Annotated in this window: 16 protein-coding genes and 1 pseudogene; 15 read left to right on the forward strand and 2 right to left on the reverse strand. The window is 36.8% G+C overall.

Going from position 1 to position 20,276, the window contains the following annotated elements:
• The first annotated feature begins 209 nt into the window (after positions 1-209).
• The gene (locus tag BKP45_RS10065) at positions 210-671 is read left to right on the forward strand and encodes a transposase family protein (protein WP_071389566.1); all 462 of its coding nucleotides are present in this window, start codon (positions 210-212) and stop codon (positions 669-671) included.
• 213 nt (positions 672-884) lie between these two features.
• Positions 885-1,337, forward strand: a complete 453-nt coding sequence (locus tag BKP45_RS10070; RefSeq protein WP_071389567.1) for a histidine phosphatase family protein — start codon at positions 885-887, stop codon at positions 1,335-1,337.
• 233 nt (positions 1,338-1,570) lie between these two features.
• Here the strand turns inward: BKP45_RS10070 and BKP45_RS10075 are convergent.
• Positions 1,571-2,677, reverse strand: a pseudogene (locus tag BKP45_RS10075) (RNA-guided endonuclease TnpB family protein); the annotation flags it as partial.
• A gap of 507 nt (positions 2,678-3,184) precedes the next feature.
• Here BKP45_RS10075 and BKP45_RS10080 point away from each other — a divergent pair.
• The 11 genes from BKP45_RS10080 to manA all read left to right on the forward strand — a co-directional run bounded on the left by BKP45_RS10080 (position 3,185) and on the right by manA (position 15,128).
• Positions 3,185-3,508 carry a PadR family transcriptional regulator gene (locus BKP45_RS10080; RefSeq protein ID WP_071389569.1) on the forward strand — a complete coding sequence of 108 codons (324 nt, stop codon included), beginning with the start codon at positions 3,185-3,187 and terminating at the stop codon, positions 3,506-3,508.
• Positions 3,501-4,052, forward strand: a complete 552-nt coding sequence (locus BKP45_RS10085; protein WP_071389570.1) for an HAAS signaling domain-containing protein — start codon at positions 3,501-3,503, stop codon at positions 4,050-4,052. Before BKP45_RS10080 ends, BKP45_RS10085 begins: the two co-directional genes overlap by 8 nt.
• A 2-nt stretch (positions 4,053-4,054) precedes the next feature.
• Positions 4,055-4,915, forward strand: a complete 861-nt coding sequence (locus tag BKP45_RS10090; RefSeq protein WP_071389571.1) for a toast rack family protein — start codon at positions 4,055-4,057, stop codon at positions 4,913-4,915.
• Positions 4,916-5,170: 255 nt separating this feature from the next.
• On the forward strand, positions 5,171-7,255 hold the full coding sequence (locus BKP45_RS10095; protein ID WP_071389572.1) for a BglG family transcription antiterminator: 2,085 nt from the start codon (positions 5,171-5,173) through the stop codon (positions 7,253-7,255).
• On the forward strand, positions 7,252-7,548 hold the full coding sequence (locus BKP45_RS10100) for a PTS sugar transporter subunit IIB (protein ID WP_071389573.1): 297 nt from the start codon (positions 7,252-7,254) through the stop codon (positions 7,546-7,548). Before BKP45_RS10095 ends, BKP45_RS10100 begins: the two co-directional genes overlap by 4 nt.
• Positions 7,549-7,561: 13 nt before the next feature.
• On the forward strand, positions 7,562-8,830 hold the full coding sequence (locus BKP45_RS10105) for a PTS ascorbate transporter subunit IIC (RefSeq protein WP_071389574.1): 1,269 nt from the start codon (positions 7,562-7,564) through the stop codon (positions 8,828-8,830).
• Between the two features lie 132 nt (positions 8,831-8,962).
• Positions 8,963-9,985, forward strand: coding sequence for an ABC transporter substrate-binding protein (locus BKP45_RS10110; RefSeq protein ID WP_071389575.1), 1,023 nt, complete (start codon positions 8,963-8,965; stop codon positions 9,983-9,985).
• A gap of 101 nt (positions 9,986-10,086) precedes the next feature.
• Positions 10,087-11,805, forward strand: coding sequence for an ABC transporter permease (locus tag BKP45_RS10115; protein WP_071389576.1), 1,719 nt, complete (start codon positions 10,087-10,089; stop codon positions 11,803-11,805).
• A gap of 17 nt (positions 11,806-11,822) precedes the next feature.
• Positions 11,823-12,896, forward strand: coding sequence for an ABC transporter ATP-binding protein (locus BKP45_RS10120; protein WP_071389577.1), 1,074 nt, complete (start codon positions 11,823-11,825; stop codon positions 12,894-12,896).
• A gap of 61 nt (positions 12,897-12,957) precedes the next feature.
• Positions 12,958-13,959: an ABC transporter substrate-binding protein gene (locus BKP45_RS10125; protein ID WP_071389618.1), complete on the forward strand. Its 1,002-nt coding sequence runs from the start codon at positions 12,958-12,960 to the stop codon at positions 13,957-13,959.
• A 221-nt stretch (positions 13,960-14,180) separates the two neighbouring features.
• Positions 14,181-15,128 (forward strand): mannose-6-phosphate isomerase, class I, encoded by a 948-nt coding sequence (gene manA / locus BKP45_RS10130; RefSeq protein ID WP_407639593.1) that lies wholly within the window; start codon positions 14,181-14,183, stop codon positions 15,126-15,128.
• 119 nt (positions 15,129-15,247) lie between these two features.
• Here manA and BKP45_RS10135 read toward each other — a convergent pair whose 3' ends face one another.
• Entirely contained in the window at positions 15,248-18,301 is a 3,054-nt protein-coding gene (locus BKP45_RS10135; protein ID WP_071389579.1) for an efflux RND transporter permease subunit, read from the reverse strand.
• A 309-nt stretch (positions 18,302-18,610) separates the two neighbouring features.
• Between BKP45_RS10135 and BKP45_RS10140 the strand changes: the two genes are divergently transcribed.
• Positions 18,611-18,850, forward strand: a complete 240-nt coding sequence (locus BKP45_RS10140; RefSeq protein ID WP_071389580.1) for a hypothetical protein — start codon at positions 18,611-18,613, stop codon at positions 18,848-18,850.
• A 692-nt stretch (positions 18,851-19,542) separates the two neighbouring features.
• A complete protein-coding gene (locus BKP45_RS10150; protein ID WP_071389582.1) occupies positions 19,543-20,067 on the forward strand; it encodes a hypothetical protein in 525 nt (174 codons plus the stop codon).
• Positions 20,068-20,276 lie beyond the last annotated feature (209 nt).

The raw sequence follows: 20,276 nt of genomic DNA on the forward strand, positions 1-20,276 counted from the left end.
ACTCTTCTTCAAATTGCTTGTTAAACAAATGGGAGCTATTCTTCAAGAAGGAAAATAGCTTTTTTATTGAGGTAACGAGAGTTGAATAAGGTATCATCGTTATTATTACAAATACTAAATTAAGAATGGTTCTTACTCGTATTTGGTGAAGTTTAAAATGTTCATTTTTGTGGTATAGTATAAAAATTTCATATGGGAGAGGTGGACATATGTTAGATACTATTCTTAATTTAGATGATAATGTCGAGGTAATACATTATTCTAAACAAAATGAACAATGGGATATTATTCTAAAGCTTATAACTAAAGCTACTTCTTGTCCGTCTTGCAATTGTGTTTCCACCCGCATACATAGTAAATATACTCGTAGAATTCAGGATCTCCCTATGAACAACTTAATGGTTTGTTTTACTATTCAATTAAATAAGTGGTATTGCGATAATTCAGTTTGTCAAACAAAAATTTTTACAGAACGACTTTCTTGGTTAGAATCCTATCGTCGTCGTACGAAGAGGTGTGAGGATGTCCTTAGAAAAATTGCTTTTTCTACAAGCTGTCTACAAGCTGAAAAAATCAGTTATGAATTAAAAGTTCCCGCTAGTAATGACACGTTATTACGTATAATAAAAAATACATTCCAATGGGATGTATTTTTTGTTTTCGGGAATTAAATTTCAGGTGAAGTGTGCTGCATCTGCGTCTTCTAGTATCGCTTTGAAGTAGGGTTCCTCGTCGCAAAGCTGCACGAAGCGAATTCAAGGAAATAGAACTAATGTGAACTACTCACCACTTAGCTAACGCTTGAAGAGGGAGACTTCTTGGCTAAACTCAGTTAAAATAATATAATATTTAAGTTGATCGTTTTAACGATTGGAGGAATAAAAATGAAAGTTGGTTTGGTTCGGCATTTTGAAGTTGAAAGAGGATATCCGAGTAAAATGGTTACTTCAGCTGAATTAATGAATTGGGTAGAGGAATATGATGCTTCAGATGTCATTGAAACAAACGTTGATTTATTTGATATTGAATGGAAGCGTTGTTTTGCAAGTGATTTACCACGAGCGAAAAAGACAGCCGAAAAAATCTATGGTGGGAATATCACCTATTTACAAGAATTAAGAGAAGTAAGGTTAGCACCATTTGTTGAATGGAAATGGAAACAGCCACTTTTTCTCCACCTCCTAATGATTAGAGGAGCATGGTATTTTAATCATAACTCACAGCCAGATAGTAAAAGAATCGTACTTAACCGTATTCAGAATGCATTAGATAACATAGTGAACTACCCACCACTTAGCACCCTTACGAGTTGCTTGAAGTGGGGGCTTCTTGGGTAATCATCACTTTTGGTAGCTGACGAAATTGACCAAGCTAACCCTCTTGTTCCAAGAGTTTATCCCACTCTTAAGGGGCAAGTAAGACCCCCACCTCAAAACTTAAGAAAATCGAGAAGTTTAGGTGGGGGATAAACTGCCCCTAAAGGTCCGATAAGTTGAACTAACAATCAGTGGGGGATGAAGGAAAACCCCCACTGATTGAAGTTCAGCTTTATATCTACATTAGGCAGTTGGGCTAACAAACGCATGCCTTCTTTTTTGATATTCAGTGCGGAGTTGTAGTCTCTATTGAGAGTTAGTCCACAAGTACATTGATAGGTACGTTCTGATAAGGTTATCTCTCTTACTGAACCACAACTCGAACAAGTCTTTGTAGATGGAAACCATTTGTCTATTTTGACAAGCTGTTTACCTTGTTCTTTTAGTTTGTACTGTAAGAAAGAAGTGAATATTCCCCACCCATTATCAGCAACGCTCTTTCCAAATTTGAGTGCTTGTGCTAGACCTTTCATATCAAGGTCTTCTATCACAATAGCGTCATAGTTAGACACTAATTCTTTTGATTTATGATGAAGGAAATTCTTACGTTGATTTGCGACTTTCTCTTGAATTTTAGCCACTCGAATACGTTGTTTATTCCAATTCGAAGAGCCTTTCTTTTTTCGAGAAAGTTTTCGTTGTTCGATTGCTAATTTATCAAGCATTTGACGATAGAAACGTGGGTAATTGGCTTTCTTACCTGTTTCACTATCGACAAATAGACCATCCATTACAAAGTCTAATCCTACAACGTTTTTAATTTCTTTGTCTTTTACCTCTTTTTCATATTCAGTCAGAATAGAGATATAGTATCTGCCTGATGAAGTCATAGAAATGGTACAAGATTTGATTTTATGGTCAGAAGGAATCTGTCGATGTCGCTTTATTTTCACCATTTTTAATTTAGGTAATTTGATATGACCATCCATCAACTCAATATTTCCGTTTACGAGATTCGTTGTGTAACTTTGTTTGTGACGTTTGCTTTTGAATTTTGGAAATTTAGCATTTCCTTTGAAAAAGGCCTTGTAAGCCTTATCTAAGTTCAATTGCGCGTTTGCTAATGCTAAAGAGTCTACCTCTTTTAACCACTCAACCTCTTTTTTATATTTAGCAGGGGTTGGATGTTTAGCCTTTTTCAGTGCTTCCTTATCTTCTTTCAGAGTTTCATAGGTTTCTTTTCGTTCAGCTAACATTTTGTTATAGACAAAACGAACACAACCGAAAGTTTTGTGGATGAGTAAGGCTTGTTTATCAGTCGGGTACAAACGGAACATATAAGCTTTATTGTGTTTTGTCATATCAAATCACCTCCTTTGACAAGAATGTATGTTCTTATTATATCATGAAGAGACCGTTTTGGGCTAACGCCCAACCGAAATTCATCTCCCCCCTTACCGTTGGGCTTCGTCCTTCACACGCTTGAAGAGGGAGACGTCTTTCGGGACAACGTTAAAATCAAATGAGGATGTCCTAATCGTTGGACACGGCGGAATTATGTTATTTATGAGAAAAGAGTTGCTTAAGCGAGGATTTCGTGGTCCGAGTTTTCGCAGACCGTTAAATGGTAAGCTTTATTTATTTAAAAAATGCAATATAGATTAATAGTATTCCGTTGGTTTTTCTTTCTGCAGGGAATCTTTCTGCTTGAAAAATTTTCAATTAAAGAAATTAGGTGGCTACTAAATAAGGGTAGTCGCCTTTTCCATTATTTAGGTAAAATTCCATTTGCCTTTTCCTGTAAATTCATGTATATTATCTATAAGCAGGTATTATATATTATTCAATACTGAAAAACAGGTGATACTATGAATATTCAATTTAAAAAAGGGGCGTTAACGCTTTGTGTTTTAGTATTAGCTACAAATAAAGACCTTTATGGATATGAGTTAGCCAATAACATTTCTGAGAAATTTGCAATATCTGAGGGGTCTGTCTATCCGATCTTAAGAAGGCTTACAAGTGAGGGTTATTTTACTACTTATTTACGAGAATCACAGGAGGGACCGCCACGTAAATATTACAAAATAACGAATCAAGGTAAAGAATATATGCTTGAACTTTTAAAAGAGTGGCGCGAGTTTTCTCATGGTGTTGAAATGATTATTAAGGAGGCATTAGAAAGTGAGTAAAAATCAATTTTTAAATGAGCTTGAAAGTTTGCTTAAAGAGATTCCTGAGTCAGAACGACAAGATATTTTGAGAGATTATGAAGAACATTTTCAAATTGGACTTGAAAGTGGGAAGGATGAAGCTGAAATCGTGGCTTCTTTAGGGAATCCAAAAATAATCGCAAAAGAATTAAGGGCAGATTTTCATATATCAAACGCAAAAGAAAATAAATCAATTGGTAATATTTCAAGAGCAACATATTCGATAATTGGTTTAGGTTTTTTTAATTTGGTGTTTGTGCTCGGGCCATTTTTAGGACTTATTGGAGTTATGATCGGTTTATATACAATCCCTATTGCACTTGTAGCTTCACCTATATTACTCGTTATTTTTAATGGATTTCCTGCAAATTTTGTTGAGATCCTACAAATGATCTTTTTAACGCTGACAATGCTTGGCTTAGCTACATTAATAACAATAGGTCTAATTTATTTAACGCAAGGTGTTTATTTCCTTATTTTGAAATATCTTAAATTTAACTTAGCGATTGTAAGGGGGAAGTAAGGGTGAATCATGTATTAATGAAAAGAATTGCATTGATTGGAGTTATCGTTTTTATAGTAGGTTTCCTAGGTTCTATGCTCGGTTCTATCATTTTAGGTTTTAGTTCATTAGGTTCTACGCAATTTAATTTCTTTGGCTCAAGTAGCGAGAGTGCATCGACAAATGAAATTGTAAATACTGACTTGGCTGAAGAAGTCGATATAAATATTGATTTAGGAGTAGGGCAAGTGTTCGTTACGAGTGGCACAAACCATTTACTTGAAGGAGACTTTATTTTTGATGCTGAAACGGGTAGACCAGAAGTTGACTATCATGAAAATGACAGTTTGGGAGTTTTAAATATTTCACAGGCACCTCGGAATAAAATTTTGAATATTGGTTTTAACACAACAGCCAATCATGATGAATGGAATATTAAGTTGAATGAACATATTCCAATGAATCTGCAATTGAAAACAGGTGTCGGTGAATCGGAATTAAATCTTAGCGAATTAAATTTAACTAAATTGGATATAGAAACAGGTGTAGGAGAAACGAGAATTGACTTAAAAGGCGAATGGCACAGTAGTTTTGATATGAAAATCCAAACTGGTGTTGGTGAAACGGTGATTGATTTAAACGGAGCTTGGCACGATCACTTTGACCTCGAAATTAAAACAGGAGTCGGAGACACAACAGTGATTATTCCTAGAGATTTAGGTGTAAAGCTTCAAGTTTCAAAGGGGATTGGAAGTTTATCGGTTGATGGTTTCTATAAAAATGGGAATGAATATGTTAATGCTGCATATGAAACAGCAGACGAAACCATGAATATCAACCTAAGGATGGGAATTGGAGAAGTGACCATTTTAAGTGAAAATTAAATAGTTATCTAGCATGTCCGAAAGTTATACTTTATCGGACCTTAAGGGGCAGTTAATCCCCCACCAAAACTTTTGATTTTCTTACGTTTTGAGGTGGGGGTCTTACTGCCCCTTAAGAGTGGAATAAAAAAATGTTGATGCTAATGAAAAAACAAATTTAGTAGTTAAATATTTTTTGGTCTTTGGATGGTGACAGACTACCTAATTATGATTATGATAGAACTATATTGATAGAATTCTGAAAGAAGTGATTGGATGCTTTCGGTTAGACAACAGAAAATGCTTATTCACCTATTAGAGAAAGGTGATTATGTCAAATTAGCTGATTTTCAACATCAGTTTGATATTTCGATGAGGACTGTACGCCATGACTTACTATTTTTGGAGGATTGGTTACAGCAACAACATATCACACTTGAAAGAAATCGAAAGCTTGGTGTTTTCATTCATGTCGATGAAAAAGAGCGTTATTCATTAGTGGCTCAATTGCAAAAGCGACCAAATTTTGTCGATGCCAAAGAACGAACGAAGCTCATGTTGAAACAGCTTTTAGAAGGATCAAAAGTTGCCTCGGAACAGTTTCTTTCTGAATTTCAAATTAGTAAAAATACCTTTTTGTTAGATGTTCAATCGGTAAGAGAGTGGCTAGTCGCGCACAAGCTAGAACTTATTCGCGAACAAGGGTTGATGTATATTCAAGGAAAAGAGAGCGATGTAAGAAGAGCGTATTTAGAACTTCTTCGTGAAAATTTCACAGAGGATAAAATCTTGCAACTCATCTTAGGCCGTAGTGAGTCAAATCTGATTGGTATGTCCAATGGAGATTGGTTTAAGCTAGAGGAAATTGATACGTTAAATGATGTTGTGTTACAACTTGAAAAAGAACTTCAAATTGAATTTTCTGATTCGAGTTACTCAGCTTTAATTCTACATCTCTTAATGGCAGTTGAAAGGTTACGAGCAAACCATCTGATTAAAATGGATCAAGATCTTTTGGATGAATTGAAAGCGTCATCAGAATTTCGGTTGATCCAAAAAATCATTTCTAGTCAATTAACTGATTTTGAAATTATCATCCCAGAAGAAGAAATTGGTTATATTACTCAGCATGTTCTAGGAGCACAAAGGGGACAAGACGAATCTCAAGAAGATAAGATGTATGTTGATATGGCTGAGAAAATTGTTACGAAAGTTGAAGAGAGATTAAATCTTCCCATCATGGATCGAGGTAAGGTCATTGAGGGATTAGCCATACATTTAAAGCCGGCATTTTATCGATATAAATATAATTTGCAATGTGAAAACCCATTGTTAGATCAAATGGAGATCATGTATGGATCGTTATTAACCGTTATTGAAGAAATTGTTCAATCGCTATTTGAACCGTTATCGCTTTATTTTAATCGACATGAACTTAGTTATATCGCGCTTCACGTTTGTAGCGGTCTAGATCAAAGAGTTCTTCCATATAAAACAAAGGTGGCCATTGTTTGTAGTTCTGGATTAGGGACTTCTGCCATTTTACAACGAAAAATGACAGCGTTATATCCTCAAGTAACCGTCGTAAAAAAATATTCGTACAAAGAACTATTTAACACAAAGGTAATTGAAGCAGAATTACTGATTTCGACGATTGATATTCAGTTTCCACTATCCATACCTGTCATCAATGTTTCACCATTATTAACAAGTGCTGATCAAAGAAAGTTACTATCCTTCATTGGTGAGCCACAAAAAGTTGAGCAAGAAGAAGGAAAGTTATTACAACTAGTCAATGAAGTGCTTCAAATTATGGAAAAGCATTCGACGATTCATCAGCAGCACGAGCTAATGACGGACTTATTTTCCTATTTTCAAGGTCAAGCAAAATCGGAAATGAACAAGCATCTATCTGATTTTTTACCTGTTCATTCAATCCATCTGCAAGAAAGAGAAACGGATTGGATCAAAGTAATCGAGATGAGTAACGCATTGTTAATGAAGAGTGGCTGTACGAATAAAGCATATGAAGTTAGTCTCATTGAAATGGCGAACCAATCCAATCACCACTTCATCATTACGGAAGGCGTTGCTTTTCCTCATGCAGCGCCAGAAAATGGGGTGTTTGAAACCGGGTTTAGTTTAATAACGTTGAAGGAACCGATTCGTTTTGGTGCTAGAAAAGAGAAGGTTTGGCTTATTTTAACCATGGCTGCAACGGATCAACATCAGCATTTAAAGGCTCTTGCCACGATTTTGGAAGCGTTAAATGATCAAGAGTTTATGGAGTTATTACGTTATGGTTCAGATCCCAAGGAAATCTGGCAGCAATTACGGAAGAAGGAGGCACAGTCTCAATGAAAAGAATAGCCATCGTTTGTTCAAGTGGACTAGGTACAAGCTTAATGCTCAGGATACATTTAGAGCATATTTTAAAAGAGTGGAACATTCAAGCAAACGTAATGAACATTGACAAAAGCTCCATCACTTCTGAATTTGTAGAATTAATTATAGGTGCTAAGCAAATTGTCGACTCTATTGAAATGAATCGCGACATGGAGTTAATAGGACTAGAAGATATTGTTGATAAACAATATTTACGTTCACGTTTAGAGCATAGTACGACAATCCAACAATGGCTTCAGTTAAAATGAGAGGATACAACTGATGAACTTAACACAACTTTTAAACAAAGGGTTATTAGGTGAGCCAGCGTTTTTACTAGGGATGATTGCTTTTATCGGCTTATTGTTACAGCGATCATCTATAGAAAAAATGATAAATGGAACAATCAAAACGATGCTCGGTTATATTTTAATTCAAATTGGTGGGATGGCTGCGGGAACAGCATTGTCAAATTTATCTGCGATGATTCAACGTGGATTTCAAATTATCGGTATTATCCCGCACAATGAAACGGTCGTTGCATTAGCGCAAATTAATTATGGCCATGAAATTGCTTGGATCATGTTAATTGGGATGGTTTTGCATTTATGTATCGCTAGGTTTACACCGATAAAATATATTTTTTTAACGGGACATCATATTCTTTATATGGCTTCCATGTTAGCTAGTTTGTTAGTTGTGACAGCTTTAAGTGGATGGCAAGTTTATATTTTAGGTGGGTTATTTCTTGCTTTATCCATGTCGCTAGGTCCAGCCATCGCTCAACCTTATGTAAAAAAAGTAGTTGGACACAATCAAGTAGCGATCGGTCATTTCAATAGTGTCGGGTACGTACTAGCTGGCTTGGTTGCTCAACTAACAAAGTCAAAAGAGGTAAAAGAAGAGCCGAAAAAATTACAACGCGTACAATCATTTTTTCAAGATCATATGGTTGTTGTTGCGGTCTTTACGTTTTTTTTATTTTTCATTTCAAGTCTATTTGTTTCTCCAGAAGGGATCAGTGAAATGTTTTCTGAGCGACATTTTATTGTCGTTTCATTTATTCAATCGATTTGGTTTACAGGAGGAGTTTACATCATTTTGGCTGGCGTACGTATGCTTGTATCAGAGATCATTCCCGCTTTCCAAGGAATTGCCCAACGAGTCGTACCTAAGTCGATCCCAGCTTTAGATTGCCCGATTTTATTTCCTTATTCACCAATAGCAGCGATGATTGGTTTTTTACTTAGCTTTTTTGGTGGTTTTGTGGCCATGGCTGCGCTTCTTTTTTATCAGTACACGACAATTATTCCGGGGGTAATTCCTCACTTTTTCTCAGGAGGCGCTGCGGGTGTGATTGCTTATAAAGTGGGTGGTAGAAGAGGGCTTGTCGTCGCTTCGTTTGTCCACGGCTTCGTGATTACCCTTTTACCAGTGATGCTCGTTCCGCTTTTATCAGGACTAGGCTATATTCGAGCGACATTTGCAGATTCTGATTTCTCGGTTATCGGTATTTTGTTACATAAGTTGATCGAATTTCTATTCGCCTAATATTTACCATACATTATCCAGAGCCTTTTTAGGGCTCTATTTTTTTGCCATTTGAAGTGGCAAATAGTTGGACTGTCACTATGTAAGCGGATACATTAACATGGAGTTATAAATATTAAAGGGGGTAATAAGTTGAAAAAGAAACTTTATTTAGCGTTGATTTTGTTCATGGTGATATCCTTAGTTGTCGCATGTAGTTCTTCAGGGACTGGCGGTTCAGCTGGAAAGTTAACGGTTTATATAGGCTTCCAAGAGGACCATGCAGTTGAAGCGATGAAACAGTTTACTGAAGATACTGGAATTGAAGTTGATATGATCCGTATGTCTGCAGGTGAGATTTTGGCAAAAATTCGTGCAGAGAAAGATAATCCCCAAGCCGATATTTGGTATGGCGGTCCAGCAGATACGTTTGTAGCAGCTGTAGATGAAGGGTTATTACAACCATATCACTCTCCGGTGGCAGACAAGATCGATGCTCGTTTCAAAGATGCTGATGGATACTGGACTGGTATTTATGTAGGGGCACTAGGGTTTGCGACAAATAAAGATTTCTTAGAAAACCATGGCTTAGAAGCACCAACTACATGGGAAGATTTATTACACCCAGCTTATCAAAATGAAATTATTATGGCACACCCAGGTTCTTCAGGTACAGCGTATACGATTCTTTATACAGTATTAAAAGTATTTGGTGGGGAAGATGAAGGCTTTGACTACTTACACAAGCTACATCCACAAGTTCAGCAATACACGACAAGTGGTTCAGCGCCAGGTCGTATGGTTGGAATGGGTGAAGCTGGAGCTGGTTTATTATTTGCCCACGATATTATTAAGTATCAAGAAGAAGGCTTTGATAGTTTAGTATTAACCATTCCGGAAGATGGAACAGGTTATGAAACTGGGGCTGTTGCCATTATTGAAGGTGCTCCACAATCTGAATTAGCAGAGAAATTTATTGATTGGTCGTTAGATACAAGTGCGCAAGAAGTAGGGCAACGAACTGGAAGCTACCAAAACTTAACGAATCCTGATGCGAAAGAGCCTGAGAAAGCAGTAAAGCTTGAAAATATTAATACCATTAATTATGACCCAATTGAAGCAGGTAGCGAACGCTCTCGTTTAATTGATAAGTGGGATCGAGAAGTAAACAAATAAGAAGTTCGACTGAGCTGCGGAGCATTCTTCACAGCTCAGCCCATTATTAATCTAGTTTTGAGGGGCCATAGTTTAAGCTTTGATAGAAAGGAGTCGAGTCAATGGGTAGTCTGAAACCGATTCAGGAATTTAAACGATTAGCTAGAGAACCAATTTTATTGATTTGTATTTTGTTAGTAATGACTTCTCTATTCGTTTTTATTGTTTATCCATTATTCCAAATTGGTAAAGCTAGTTTTTTTAGTGTGAGTGGCGATTTTTCGATTGATGCGTATATACGAATATTGTCTGGTGGGCAGTTATTAACAGCTTTAACGAACTCATTAGTACTTGCTTTAATTGTTTCTACGATTTCTACGGTTATCGCCTACATTTTTGCTTATACATTTGCTTATATTGATGTTCCGTTTAAGAAGTTGTTTAATGGGATTGCCATTTTACCGGTTATTTCACCGCCGTTTGTTATTGCGTTATCGGCTATTTTATTATTCGGTCGTCAAGGTTTTATTACCAGTCAGCTTTTTGGGATGCAAAATGCGAATATTTACGGGCTAAATGGTCTCATACTCGTTCAAACATTAACCTACTTCCCAATCGCCTTCCTTGTATTATCAGGGCTACTAAGATCGATTAGTCCTGCCTTAGAGGAAGCGAGTCAAAATATGGGGGCAAGTAAATTAAAAACATTTATAAGTGTTACGTTACCGTTATCGACTCCTGGTATTGCGAACGCGTATTTACTCGTTTTTATTCAATCGTTAGCCGATTTTGGAAATCCGATGACAATTGGGGGGAACTATACAACAGTTGCCCGTGAAATTTATTTACAGGCTGTTGGAAGTTACGATATGCAAGCAGGGGCATCATTGGCGATGTTACTCCTTACGATTACGATGATTGTCTATGCTATCCAAAAGTTTTGGGTTGGTAAACGAAGCTATGTAACGGTAACAGGTAAACCAACGAGTGGTCGAAAGATGATTGATAAAGGTTGGTTTAGAAATACAATGTTTGTAACTTGTTTCAGTTTATCCATCACGGTTATTTTATTTTACATTTTGGTTCCGATTGGTTCGTTTATTAAACTATGGGGAATTAATAATAGTTTTACACTTGATCATTATAAATACGTGTTTAGTTTGGGGCAAAAGGCGATGTTTGATACGTTTACTCTATCATTAATCGCAACGCCAATTGCTGGTTTACTAGGAATGATTATTGCTTTTTTAATTGTACGGAAAAAGTTTATCGGTAAAAAAACGATGGAGCTCGTAAGTATGTTATCGATCGCCATTCCTGGTACGGTCCTTGGTATTGCTTATATTTTATCGTTTAACAAAGCGCCGCTAGCGTTAACAGGAACAGCTCTTATCATTATCGCTGCATTCATTGTTCGCGCTATTCCAGTCGGGATCCGTTCAGGTATTGCCTCATTACAACAAATTGATCCATCGATTGAAGAAGCTGCGACTAATTTAGGAGCCAATCAGTCGCAAACGTTCTTTGGTATCGTATTACCATTAATCAAGCCAGCATTTTTTAGTGGTCTAGTTTATAGCTTTGTAAAAAGTATGACAGCGATGAGTGCCGTAATCTTTTTAATCTCAGCAAGATATAACTTAATTACAGCATCGATTTTATCACAGGTTGAATCAGGGAGGATTGGTGTTGCTAGTGCATATTGTACGATCTTAATTGTGATCATGATTATCTCATTACTGATTTTAAATGGATTGTTAAAGTTCTTTGGTGGAGTGGAATATGACAAAAAGCCAAAAATACCAAAGCAAAAACCAGCAGATCAGTCGCTAGGCATGTAAAAAGGAGGGCATATACGATGAGCACAAAATCAGTAACGCTAAAAAGTGTAACCAAAACGTTTATAGACGACCAAAATAAATTTGTTCATGCCGTATCAGATGTGAATTTAGTCATCAAACAAGGAGAGTTCGCCACATTATTAGGCCCTTCAGGGTGTGGAAAAACAACAACCTTACGAATGGTAGCTGGATTTGAGGAAATTTCAACTGGAGATATTTTCTTTGGTGAGGAAAATGTGAATAAGATTTCCCCGAACAAACGGGATTGTACAATGGTATTCCAATCGTATGCGTTGTTCCCACATATGACAGTTTTTGAAAATGTGGCATACGGCTTAAAGATTAAGAAACTACCAAAAGAAGAAATTGAACGAAAGGTCGATGACATTTTTGCGATTATGAACTTAACTGAACATAAGACGCGAATGCCTAGTCAGTTATCAGGTGGGCAGCAGCAGCGGGTAGCGTTAGCAAGGGCACTCGTGATGGAACCAGGTGTATTATTGTTTGATGAACCACTCTCGAACTTAGATGCGAAATTAAGGCTACTAATGAGAGATGAAATCCGCCGCTTACAAAAACGATTAGGGATTACAGCGATTTATGTGACCCATGACCAAAGTGAAGCCATGAGTATGAGTGATAAGGTCATTGTGATGAACAAAGGAAAAATCGAACAAATCGGTACCCCGCAAGAGATTTATCAACGACCGAAGACGAAATTTGTCGCAGATTTTATTGGGACAGCTAATTTTATTAATGGTAAAATTTCTAAAGTGACAGAGGACGAATTATTTATTCAAACAGAGGATTCAGTATTGAAAGCGATCCGACATGGAGATTTTTCTGTTGATGATGCAATACAGATGGTTGTTAGACCGGAAGCGATTCATCTCTTAGAGGAAGAAAGCGGAGAAATTAAGGGGAAAGTTGTCAAAAGTGTGTTCATGGGACAAACCCAAGACTATGAAGTAGAGTACAATGGTGTGAACCTGCAAGTAACGGTTCACAACCCAATGGGAGAAAGAATCTATCAAGTAGGAGAAATCGTCTCACTCCATTTCCCAAGAGAGTCGTTGCACGTTATTTAGTGGTGCCTGTCACCACCCGAGTTTTGTCGAAGCGCTAGACAGGGAGGTGTAGTTGGTAAAAATGAAGAAGCTTTTGATGATCTTAATGATGATCCCTACATTTCTCATACTTATTAGCTGTGGGCAGAAAGAAAAAGGGACATTAACGGTTTATGTAGGGTTATATGAGGATCATGCCATTCGAGCCATCGAAGCCTTTGAAAAGGAAACAGGGATTAAAGTGTCCCACGTTCGGATGTCTAACGGTGAAATCTTAGCAAAAATCCGCGCCGAAAAAGACGCTCCTAAGGCCAGTGTTTGGTTTGGGGGTCCGAGTGATACATTTGTTCAAGCGAAAATGGAAGGATTACTTCAACCGTATTTTTCAGCCAATGAGCATTTCATTCCTGAAATTTATAAGGATGAAGAAGGCTATTGGACGGGAATCTATGTCGGCTCGATTGCATTAGTGTCAAATCGTGCTTGGCTTCAAGAAGTAGGTTTACATGCACCAAATTCGTGGCAGGATTTATTAAAGCCTCAATATAAAGGAATGGTTTCCATGGCGGACCCTAGATCTTCAGGGACTGCCTATACCGTATTAGCCACACTTGTTCAATTAATGGGTGAAGAAGAAGCGTTTCGTTATTTGGAACAATTGGATCAAAATGTCCGTACTTATACGACTTCAGGAAGTGTTCCAGGCCGTAGTGTTGGGATGGGTGAATCGGGTGTAGCTATTATGTTTGCCCATGATGCGCTTAAATTTTTTAAAGAAGGCTTCCGTGATCTGATCATCACCTTCCCTAAAGAAGGAACAGGTTATGAGATCGGTGCAGTCGGGATGGTTAATGGTGCGCCAAATGAAGAGGAAGCAAAAATCTTTATTGACTGGTCCTTAACGAAACAAGCCCAAGAATTAGGAAAACAAATGGGAAATTATCAGCTGCTTACAAACGAGACAGCAATTTCTCCTGAAGAAGCTTTTTATCTTACAGAAATAAATACGATTGTTTATGATCAGCAATGGGCTGGAGAAAGTCGATCTCGCCTAATTGAGCGATGGTATGAGCTTGTTAATTAGGTATTAGAGGACACCTTTCTTTTATAAAAGTGTGATTCGTTTTAAAAGCAGTTTCTAAATATGGAGACTGCTTTTTGGTTTTTGAACTTTAAAAGCGCTACCGCAGTCTAGGGTGTCTGACACCGTTCGTGGACAAATATACAATTTGTCCACGGGCGGCGGACACCCATTCAAGTAGTTTTACTGAAGATTTTAATTAACAAGGAAAGGGAAGTGAGATCGTGAAGCAACCCATTTTTTTAGAACCAGTTTTCAAAGAGCGAATTTGGGGCGGAGATCGATTACACAGACTGTTTGGATATCATATTCCATCAGAACAAACCGGTGAATGTTGGGCTATTTCAGCGCATTCGAATGGAGAAAGTATCGTCAAATCAGGAAGATTCGAAGGTAAATCATTATCGTATTTATGGGAACATCATCAAGAGTTATTCGGAAATCGAACTGAAGCTAAGTTTCCGTTATTGACGAAGATTCTTGATGCAAAAAATGATTTATCGGTACAAGTTCATCCTGACGATCATTACGCTTCTAAAGTTGAGAACGGTGAGCCAGGGAAAACAGAATGTTGGTATGTGATTGATTGTGAACCAGGAGCGGAAATTATTATTGGACATCAGGCTAAAACGAAACAAAAATTTGTGGAAATGATCGAAACTGGTCAATGGAACAAATTACTTAGTCGTCTCAAAGTTCAAAAAGGTGACTTCTTCTATGTACCAAGTGGCACGATCCATGCGATTGGAGCAGGTGTACTAATTTTAGAAACACAACAAAGTTCAGATATAACTTACCGTGTATATGACTATGATCGAGTAGACCCTGATGGCCGCACACGTAAACTGCACCTTGATAAAGCAATTGAGGTATCAAACATTCCACATCCAGATAACGCCACAGCACCACTGGTGAACGTATATGAAGGAGCATCAATAGTAACATTCGTACGAGCGAATTATTTCTCCGTATATAAGTGGGAGATCCAAACTAGTTTATCATATGAAGTAACAGAAGACTTCCTAATTTGTAGCGTGATTGAAGGTTGTGGTGAACTGAAAACGGGAGCAGGAACCTATCCATTTCAAAAAGGTGATCACTTTTTACTATCTAACCAAATAGGTAGAGTTGAAGTAGAAGGAAAAATCACCGTGATTGTGTCACATCCTTAATTATGGTGATATTGGAGAAGAAATGTTAGATAAGCAAACGTTATTTTGGAAAGGCGATGAGGATTAGTATAAGAAGAGTAACCGAAGGGCCAGGCAGCATCGCCTGGCCCTACTAAATGTTATTGTTCTAAGTGATTAATTTCAATCATTTTACTTCTTTTTCTAGCTTTACTTCTTTTTGGCCAGCCGAAAACATCATCAAAGATGAGGTATACAGCTGGGATGAGGATTAATGTGATCATCGTTGCAAAAAGTAAACCAGAGATGACAACAGTAGCCATAGGTGCTTGGAATGCACTAGAACCACCAGTTGCTAATGCTAATGGAAGCATTCCTGCTGCTGTTGTAAGTGTTGTTAGGAAAATTGGACGCATTCGATTTTTTCCTGCTTGAATAAGTGCTTCACCAATAGCGATTTCTTGTTGTCGTAATTGCTTTGTACGATCAATTAAGAGAATGGCATTGTTTAAGACAATTCCAATCAGCATAACAACTCCCATCCCTGACATGACGCTAAACTCAACTTGTGTAATCACAACACCAAGGATGACACCAACAATTGTCAGGGGAATGATCGACATAATGACAAATGGATGGCTAAGGCTATTAAATTGAACAGCCATAACAACATATACTAAAAAAAGCGCGATAAAAAAGATAAGGATTAAATCTTGAAAAACTTCGTCTTGTTCAGATAAATCGCCTCCAGTAGTGATGCTAAGTCCAGAACGATCTATATCATTTAACATTGCTTGCACTTCGCGATTAATCGATCCTAAATCTCCACCATCATAATTTGCACGAACAGTGATAATTCGCTCGCCGTTATCATGGTAAATTTCAATTGGAGATTCAATGGTTTCAAAAGAAACAAAATCTGAAAGTTTTTTAATGCCTTCAAATGTCTGAATTTCAATTTTTTCTAAGTCTTTTGTTGTGGTAATATCATGGTCTGTTGTCAGCATGATCGGTAAGTTTTTTCCATCTAGAAACATTTGTCCGATCGGTTGCTTTGCTGTTGCTAGCTGCAGCTGATTACGTATTTGTGATGGGACTAACCCAGCATCTTCAATTTTTTCTTCATCAATAACCAATTTTAGCTCTGCTTGCATATGTTCCATTGAATGACCGATTTCAAACAAGTCATCCATTTTGGTCAAGCCTTCGATGATTTCTTCGACTTTTTCTTGCATTAATTCAAGGTCTTGCCCCTTAACTTTAATTTGAACAGGAGATGCATCTGCCCCAAACATCGCTAACATGGACGTGTCTTTGATTGGATATTCTTCTTGCAGCTCTTCTAATAATTCTCTAATGTTTTCATTAACTTTTTCTTGTGATAGCGTTGCTGTTTCTTCAGGGGTCATGTTAACAAAACTATAGAGCAAATCATTTGTCATAGTAATGGCGATATAGTCCTTAATATCATCCATATCTTTTAAGCCTTCGTGTAATGCGTTGGAAATTGCTTTATGATCTTCAGGAGTTACACCTTTTTCTAAAGTTAAGATAAACTCTGCTTGTCGTTGATAAATGTCAGGTAATAAATTGAATTTGATTGCTTGACTTCCAACGATAATTGAGCCGACAAACATAAGGAAAAATCCGAAAACAACTACCCAACGTCGCCATTTTTTCTTTGTGATCCAAGCGATCAGCTTTCCGTAAAGACGAATAATTTTTGCTTCTTTTTTTTCTTGAGATGCTTTTACTTTGACAAAAGCATGAGCAAGAACCGGAATAATTGTAAACGATACGAGAACCGAGCTAACGAGTGTAACGATAATAACAACCGCAAGTAGCATCATAAAATCGCCTATTTCTCCACCCATGATACCGATTGGCAGGAAAACAACAACAGTTGTTAACATCGATGCAATAACAGCTGTTGATACTTCTTTCGTTCCATCAATGACAGCCTCTAATCGAGGTTTCCCTTCCTGTAGCTTACGATAAATGGCTTCGAGAATAACGATGGCTGCATCGACCATCATTCCAATTCCTAAACCAAGAGCGATCAGTGAGAACATATTGATTGAATACTCTAAGAAAAACATGGTTGTAAACGTAAGCAAGATTGACAATGGGATGGCAATTCCAATGACAAGCATCGCTCTAAAATTCCGTAAGAAGAGCAGTACGACTAAAAGAGCAAGTAGTCCCCCAATCAGAACATTCCTTTTTACGTCATCTATCGAATTTTGTATAAATTGACCACCAGACATTAGTTCTTCAAACTGAAAGCCATTTACTAAACCTTCCTCATAGATTTTATCCACTTCAGCTCTGACGGCATCAGATAACGATACAGCAGTTGCTGAGCCTGAACGAGCAATTTGAACCGATAAATAGTTAGGATCACCATTTTTCCAACTCCCAGAGGATGTTTCAGGTGAATCAATCTTGACATTTGCGATATCTTTTAACTTAATTATCCCCGTTTGCGTAGGAATAGGCAGATATTTTATTGTATCTATTGAAGAGATTTGGGTATCCCATCTTACTGTGACAATATCTGAACCATGCTCAAATTCGCCAACAGAAATACGTTTGTCTTCTTCATTTAGAAAATACATAATTTGTTGTGGATCAACACGATGTTCCTCTAATTTATCTTGGATGAGCTCTAAAACAACTTCTTCTTGAACGTTACCAAAAATTAAAACTTCACCAACCTCTGGCAAAGATTCAAGACGTGGTTTAACGATCTCCTCAGCAAAAGCGGCCATTTCAGTCATTTCACCGCCGTAGATATCTAAGAAATGCTCATAGGGAGAGCCCATTCCCATTTGAAATACATAGCTATCTTCAATAAATGGAAGCTCTGACTTCATACTATTTACGATCGCTTCTACATCCTGAAATCCTTTATCTCCAGCACCACTTTCAAATACGATTGTGATATTTGAGTAACCGATAGCTGAAGTAGAAGTATACGAATCAATCTCATTAATGGAAGAAAGCCGTTGCTCTATAGGAGTCGTAATCAGGTCTTCTACATCAATGGCAGGTACTTCACCTGCATAAATATTAACCACTGCCATATCGAACGTTATATCTGGCATAAGTTCAACATCTAGTTTATTAATCGAAAATGCACCGACTAAAACTATAAAAATACTAAAAAGTCCAATGATTAGTTTGCGTCCAACTAAAAACTTTAACCAATTCATAAAATTAAAACCTCCAAACCATAAATTTTTACACTTCTAAATATTACCATTAGTAATGGTGTGCTGTCACTACTTGGAATTTGTCGGGAACAAGGGGACAGGATTATCGTTCCAGCAAACTTTTGCTGTCAGAGCACATGGGCTTAAGTTGAAGATAAAACAATTTTTTAAAAGGCTGTTTGTTGCTATTAGTATAAAAAAGGGATTTATTACCGTTTTATGGTATTGTTAGATGAAGATTTCGTCTTCAACGAAGCAAAGAGTTTAATAAAGAAAAAGAAATTTAAATAAAGAATTGGAGTGGGAGTTTTGAAAATAGTTCTTAAAATGATAATAATTTTTAGCTTAATAATTATTACAGCTTGTAGTAGTGTAAATAAGAATAGTGTTAATGAATTCCGGCTTATACCAAGTGAAACTGATACCATTGCTATTTTTGTAGGTGGGGTTGACGAAAGCGGTGTATCAACTGATGATACAAATCTGATTGTAGAAGAAAAACATAAAATAAGTCAGGTAATAGACCGGTGTTGTAATTACCTGGTATAAAAATAATAATCAGATAAAAAGAATTGGAGAAAATGTTGAACTAAGTTGGAAGTAACAACAAAAACTAAAAGTTCAGTGTGTTATTTTAAGTGTTTTTTTAGATTAAGTAACGTCAAGTTTAAGGGGAGAAAATATATATGAAAAGGGTATTTATGATAGTTACTTTAAATACAACTATCTTATTTTTGATAACATTTATTTATCTAAAGTTTAATGGTTATGATGTTTTTACGGCTGTGGAAAACCCAAGCAAGAAGATTTTAATAAGGCATTATTTTATGAGTGTATCTATAATTTTTTTACTGTTTACAAGTTTTACTCTCTCTTTTCTGATTATAACGAGACAGAAAACTAAGAATCAATAAATAGAAAGTGCTGCCATCTTGGAAGCCCTCTGAAGCTAACCGTGTGGATTGCGGAGAATAAGATAGGAGAAATCTACCCTACGGTATGCACCTGCTAGGCTCAAAAACGTTAGACTACAAAACGCTTGGACAAACTTAAAAATCTTATTCAAGTAACGGAGACCAATACTTCAAGAAGCAGCCAGGGCTGTTATGGTGCTAACGGGGAGGCTTGTGGAAGGAATTAGTGAAACTATAATTAGATTTTTAGAATATAAGGAGATATTTAATGCGAAGAGAGTATTATTATGTAAAGCTTAACAAGTATAATTTGGGAGAGATGTTAGGATGAAAAATCAAATTTTTAAAATTATGCTTGTTTTCTTATTTATATTTATTTTTTTACATAATACAGTGTATGCTAACTCCTCATGGCAATGGCTCACTTCAAGTCCAGGGGAATGGTTGCTACTTGCTATTATATTAACCTTATTTATTGAAATATTGGTGATTTTACTACTTGGGAAAATAAATAGTAGTGTTTCTATAAAAATAAAAATAGCAATCCTTATTACAGTTGCAAATATTGCATCTTTTATATTCCCATATATCTTTAGGGCAATTGATTTCCTTGGCGTCTCTGGTGGTTGGTCAAATGCTTGGTATGATGCATTTAATGCTGGACCGTTTTATATCGTTTTAACTGGTTATTTGTTTTTAACTTTAGTAATAGAAATACCTATAATTTATTTATACGTGAAAAAACATACAAAAAACAAAGTTGTGCTTTTGGCAGCAATTGTTTCTGCTAATGTATTTACAACCTTAATTGTAGCTGTAATCGAAAGAATGATGTTTTACGGTCATTGGTAAAAATATCGACATGAATTTACTTTTTAATGAAGAAAAAAGTTTGTGAAAAATGCACCTAAACAAACGGAAAACGTTAGCTTAGTCTAGCTTCAGCGCCTACGAGCTCGGTCACTTCAGGCCTTTTCGGAAGCCAAAGAGCGGCTTCTGTCAAAGGCCTTTCAGTGCCTATCGCTCGTGACCAAGGCGCTTGCGCTTTTCTTACAATAAAG

Source organism: Anaerobacillus alkalidiazotrophicus, assembly GCF_001866055.1.

Bases quoted from the DNA above. Each gene is read 5' to 3' on its own strand.
- BKP45_RS10105 (WP_071389574.1), top strand. From the start codon at position 7,562: ATGAACTTAACACAACTTTTAAACAAAGGGTTATTAGGTGAGCCAGCG.
- BKP45_RS10125 (WP_071389618.1), top strand. From the start codon at position 12,958: ATGAAGAAGCTTTTGATGATCTTAATGATGATCCCTACATTTCTCATA.
- BKP45_RS10120 (WP_071389577.1), top strand. From the start codon at position 11,823: ATGAGCACAAAATCAGTAACGCTAAAAAGTGTAACCAAAACGTTTATA.
- BKP45_RS10115 (WP_071389576.1), top strand. From the start codon at position 10,087: ATGGGTAGTCTGAAACCGATTCAGGAATTTAAACGATTAGCTAGAGAA.
- BKP45_RS10100 (WP_071389573.1), top strand. From the start codon at position 7,252: ATGAAAAGAATAGCCATCGTTTGTTCAAGTGGACTAGGTACAAGCTTA.
- BKP45_RS10070 (WP_071389567.1), top strand. From the start codon at position 885: ATGAAAGTTGGTTTGGTTCGGCATTTTGAAGTTGAAAGAGGATATCCG.
- BKP45_RS10080 (WP_071389569.1), top strand. From the start codon at position 3,185: ATGAATATTCAATTTAAAAAAGGGGCGTTAACGCTTTGTGTTTTAGTA.
- BKP45_RS10135 (WP_071389579.1), bottom strand. From the start codon at position 18,301: ATGAATTGGTTAAAGTTTTTAGTTGGACGCAAACTAATCATTGGACTT.
- BKP45_RS10150 (WP_071389582.1), top strand. From the start codon at position 19,543: ATGAAAAATCAAATTTTTAAAATTATGCTTGTTTTCTTATTTATATTT.
- BKP45_RS10065 (WP_071389566.1), top strand. From the start codon at position 210: ATGTTAGATACTATTCTTAATTTAGATGATAATGTCGAGGTAATACAT.
- BKP45_RS10095 (WP_071389572.1), top strand. From the start codon at position 5,171: ATGCTTTCGGTTAGACAACAGAAAATGCTTATTCACCTATTAGAGAAA.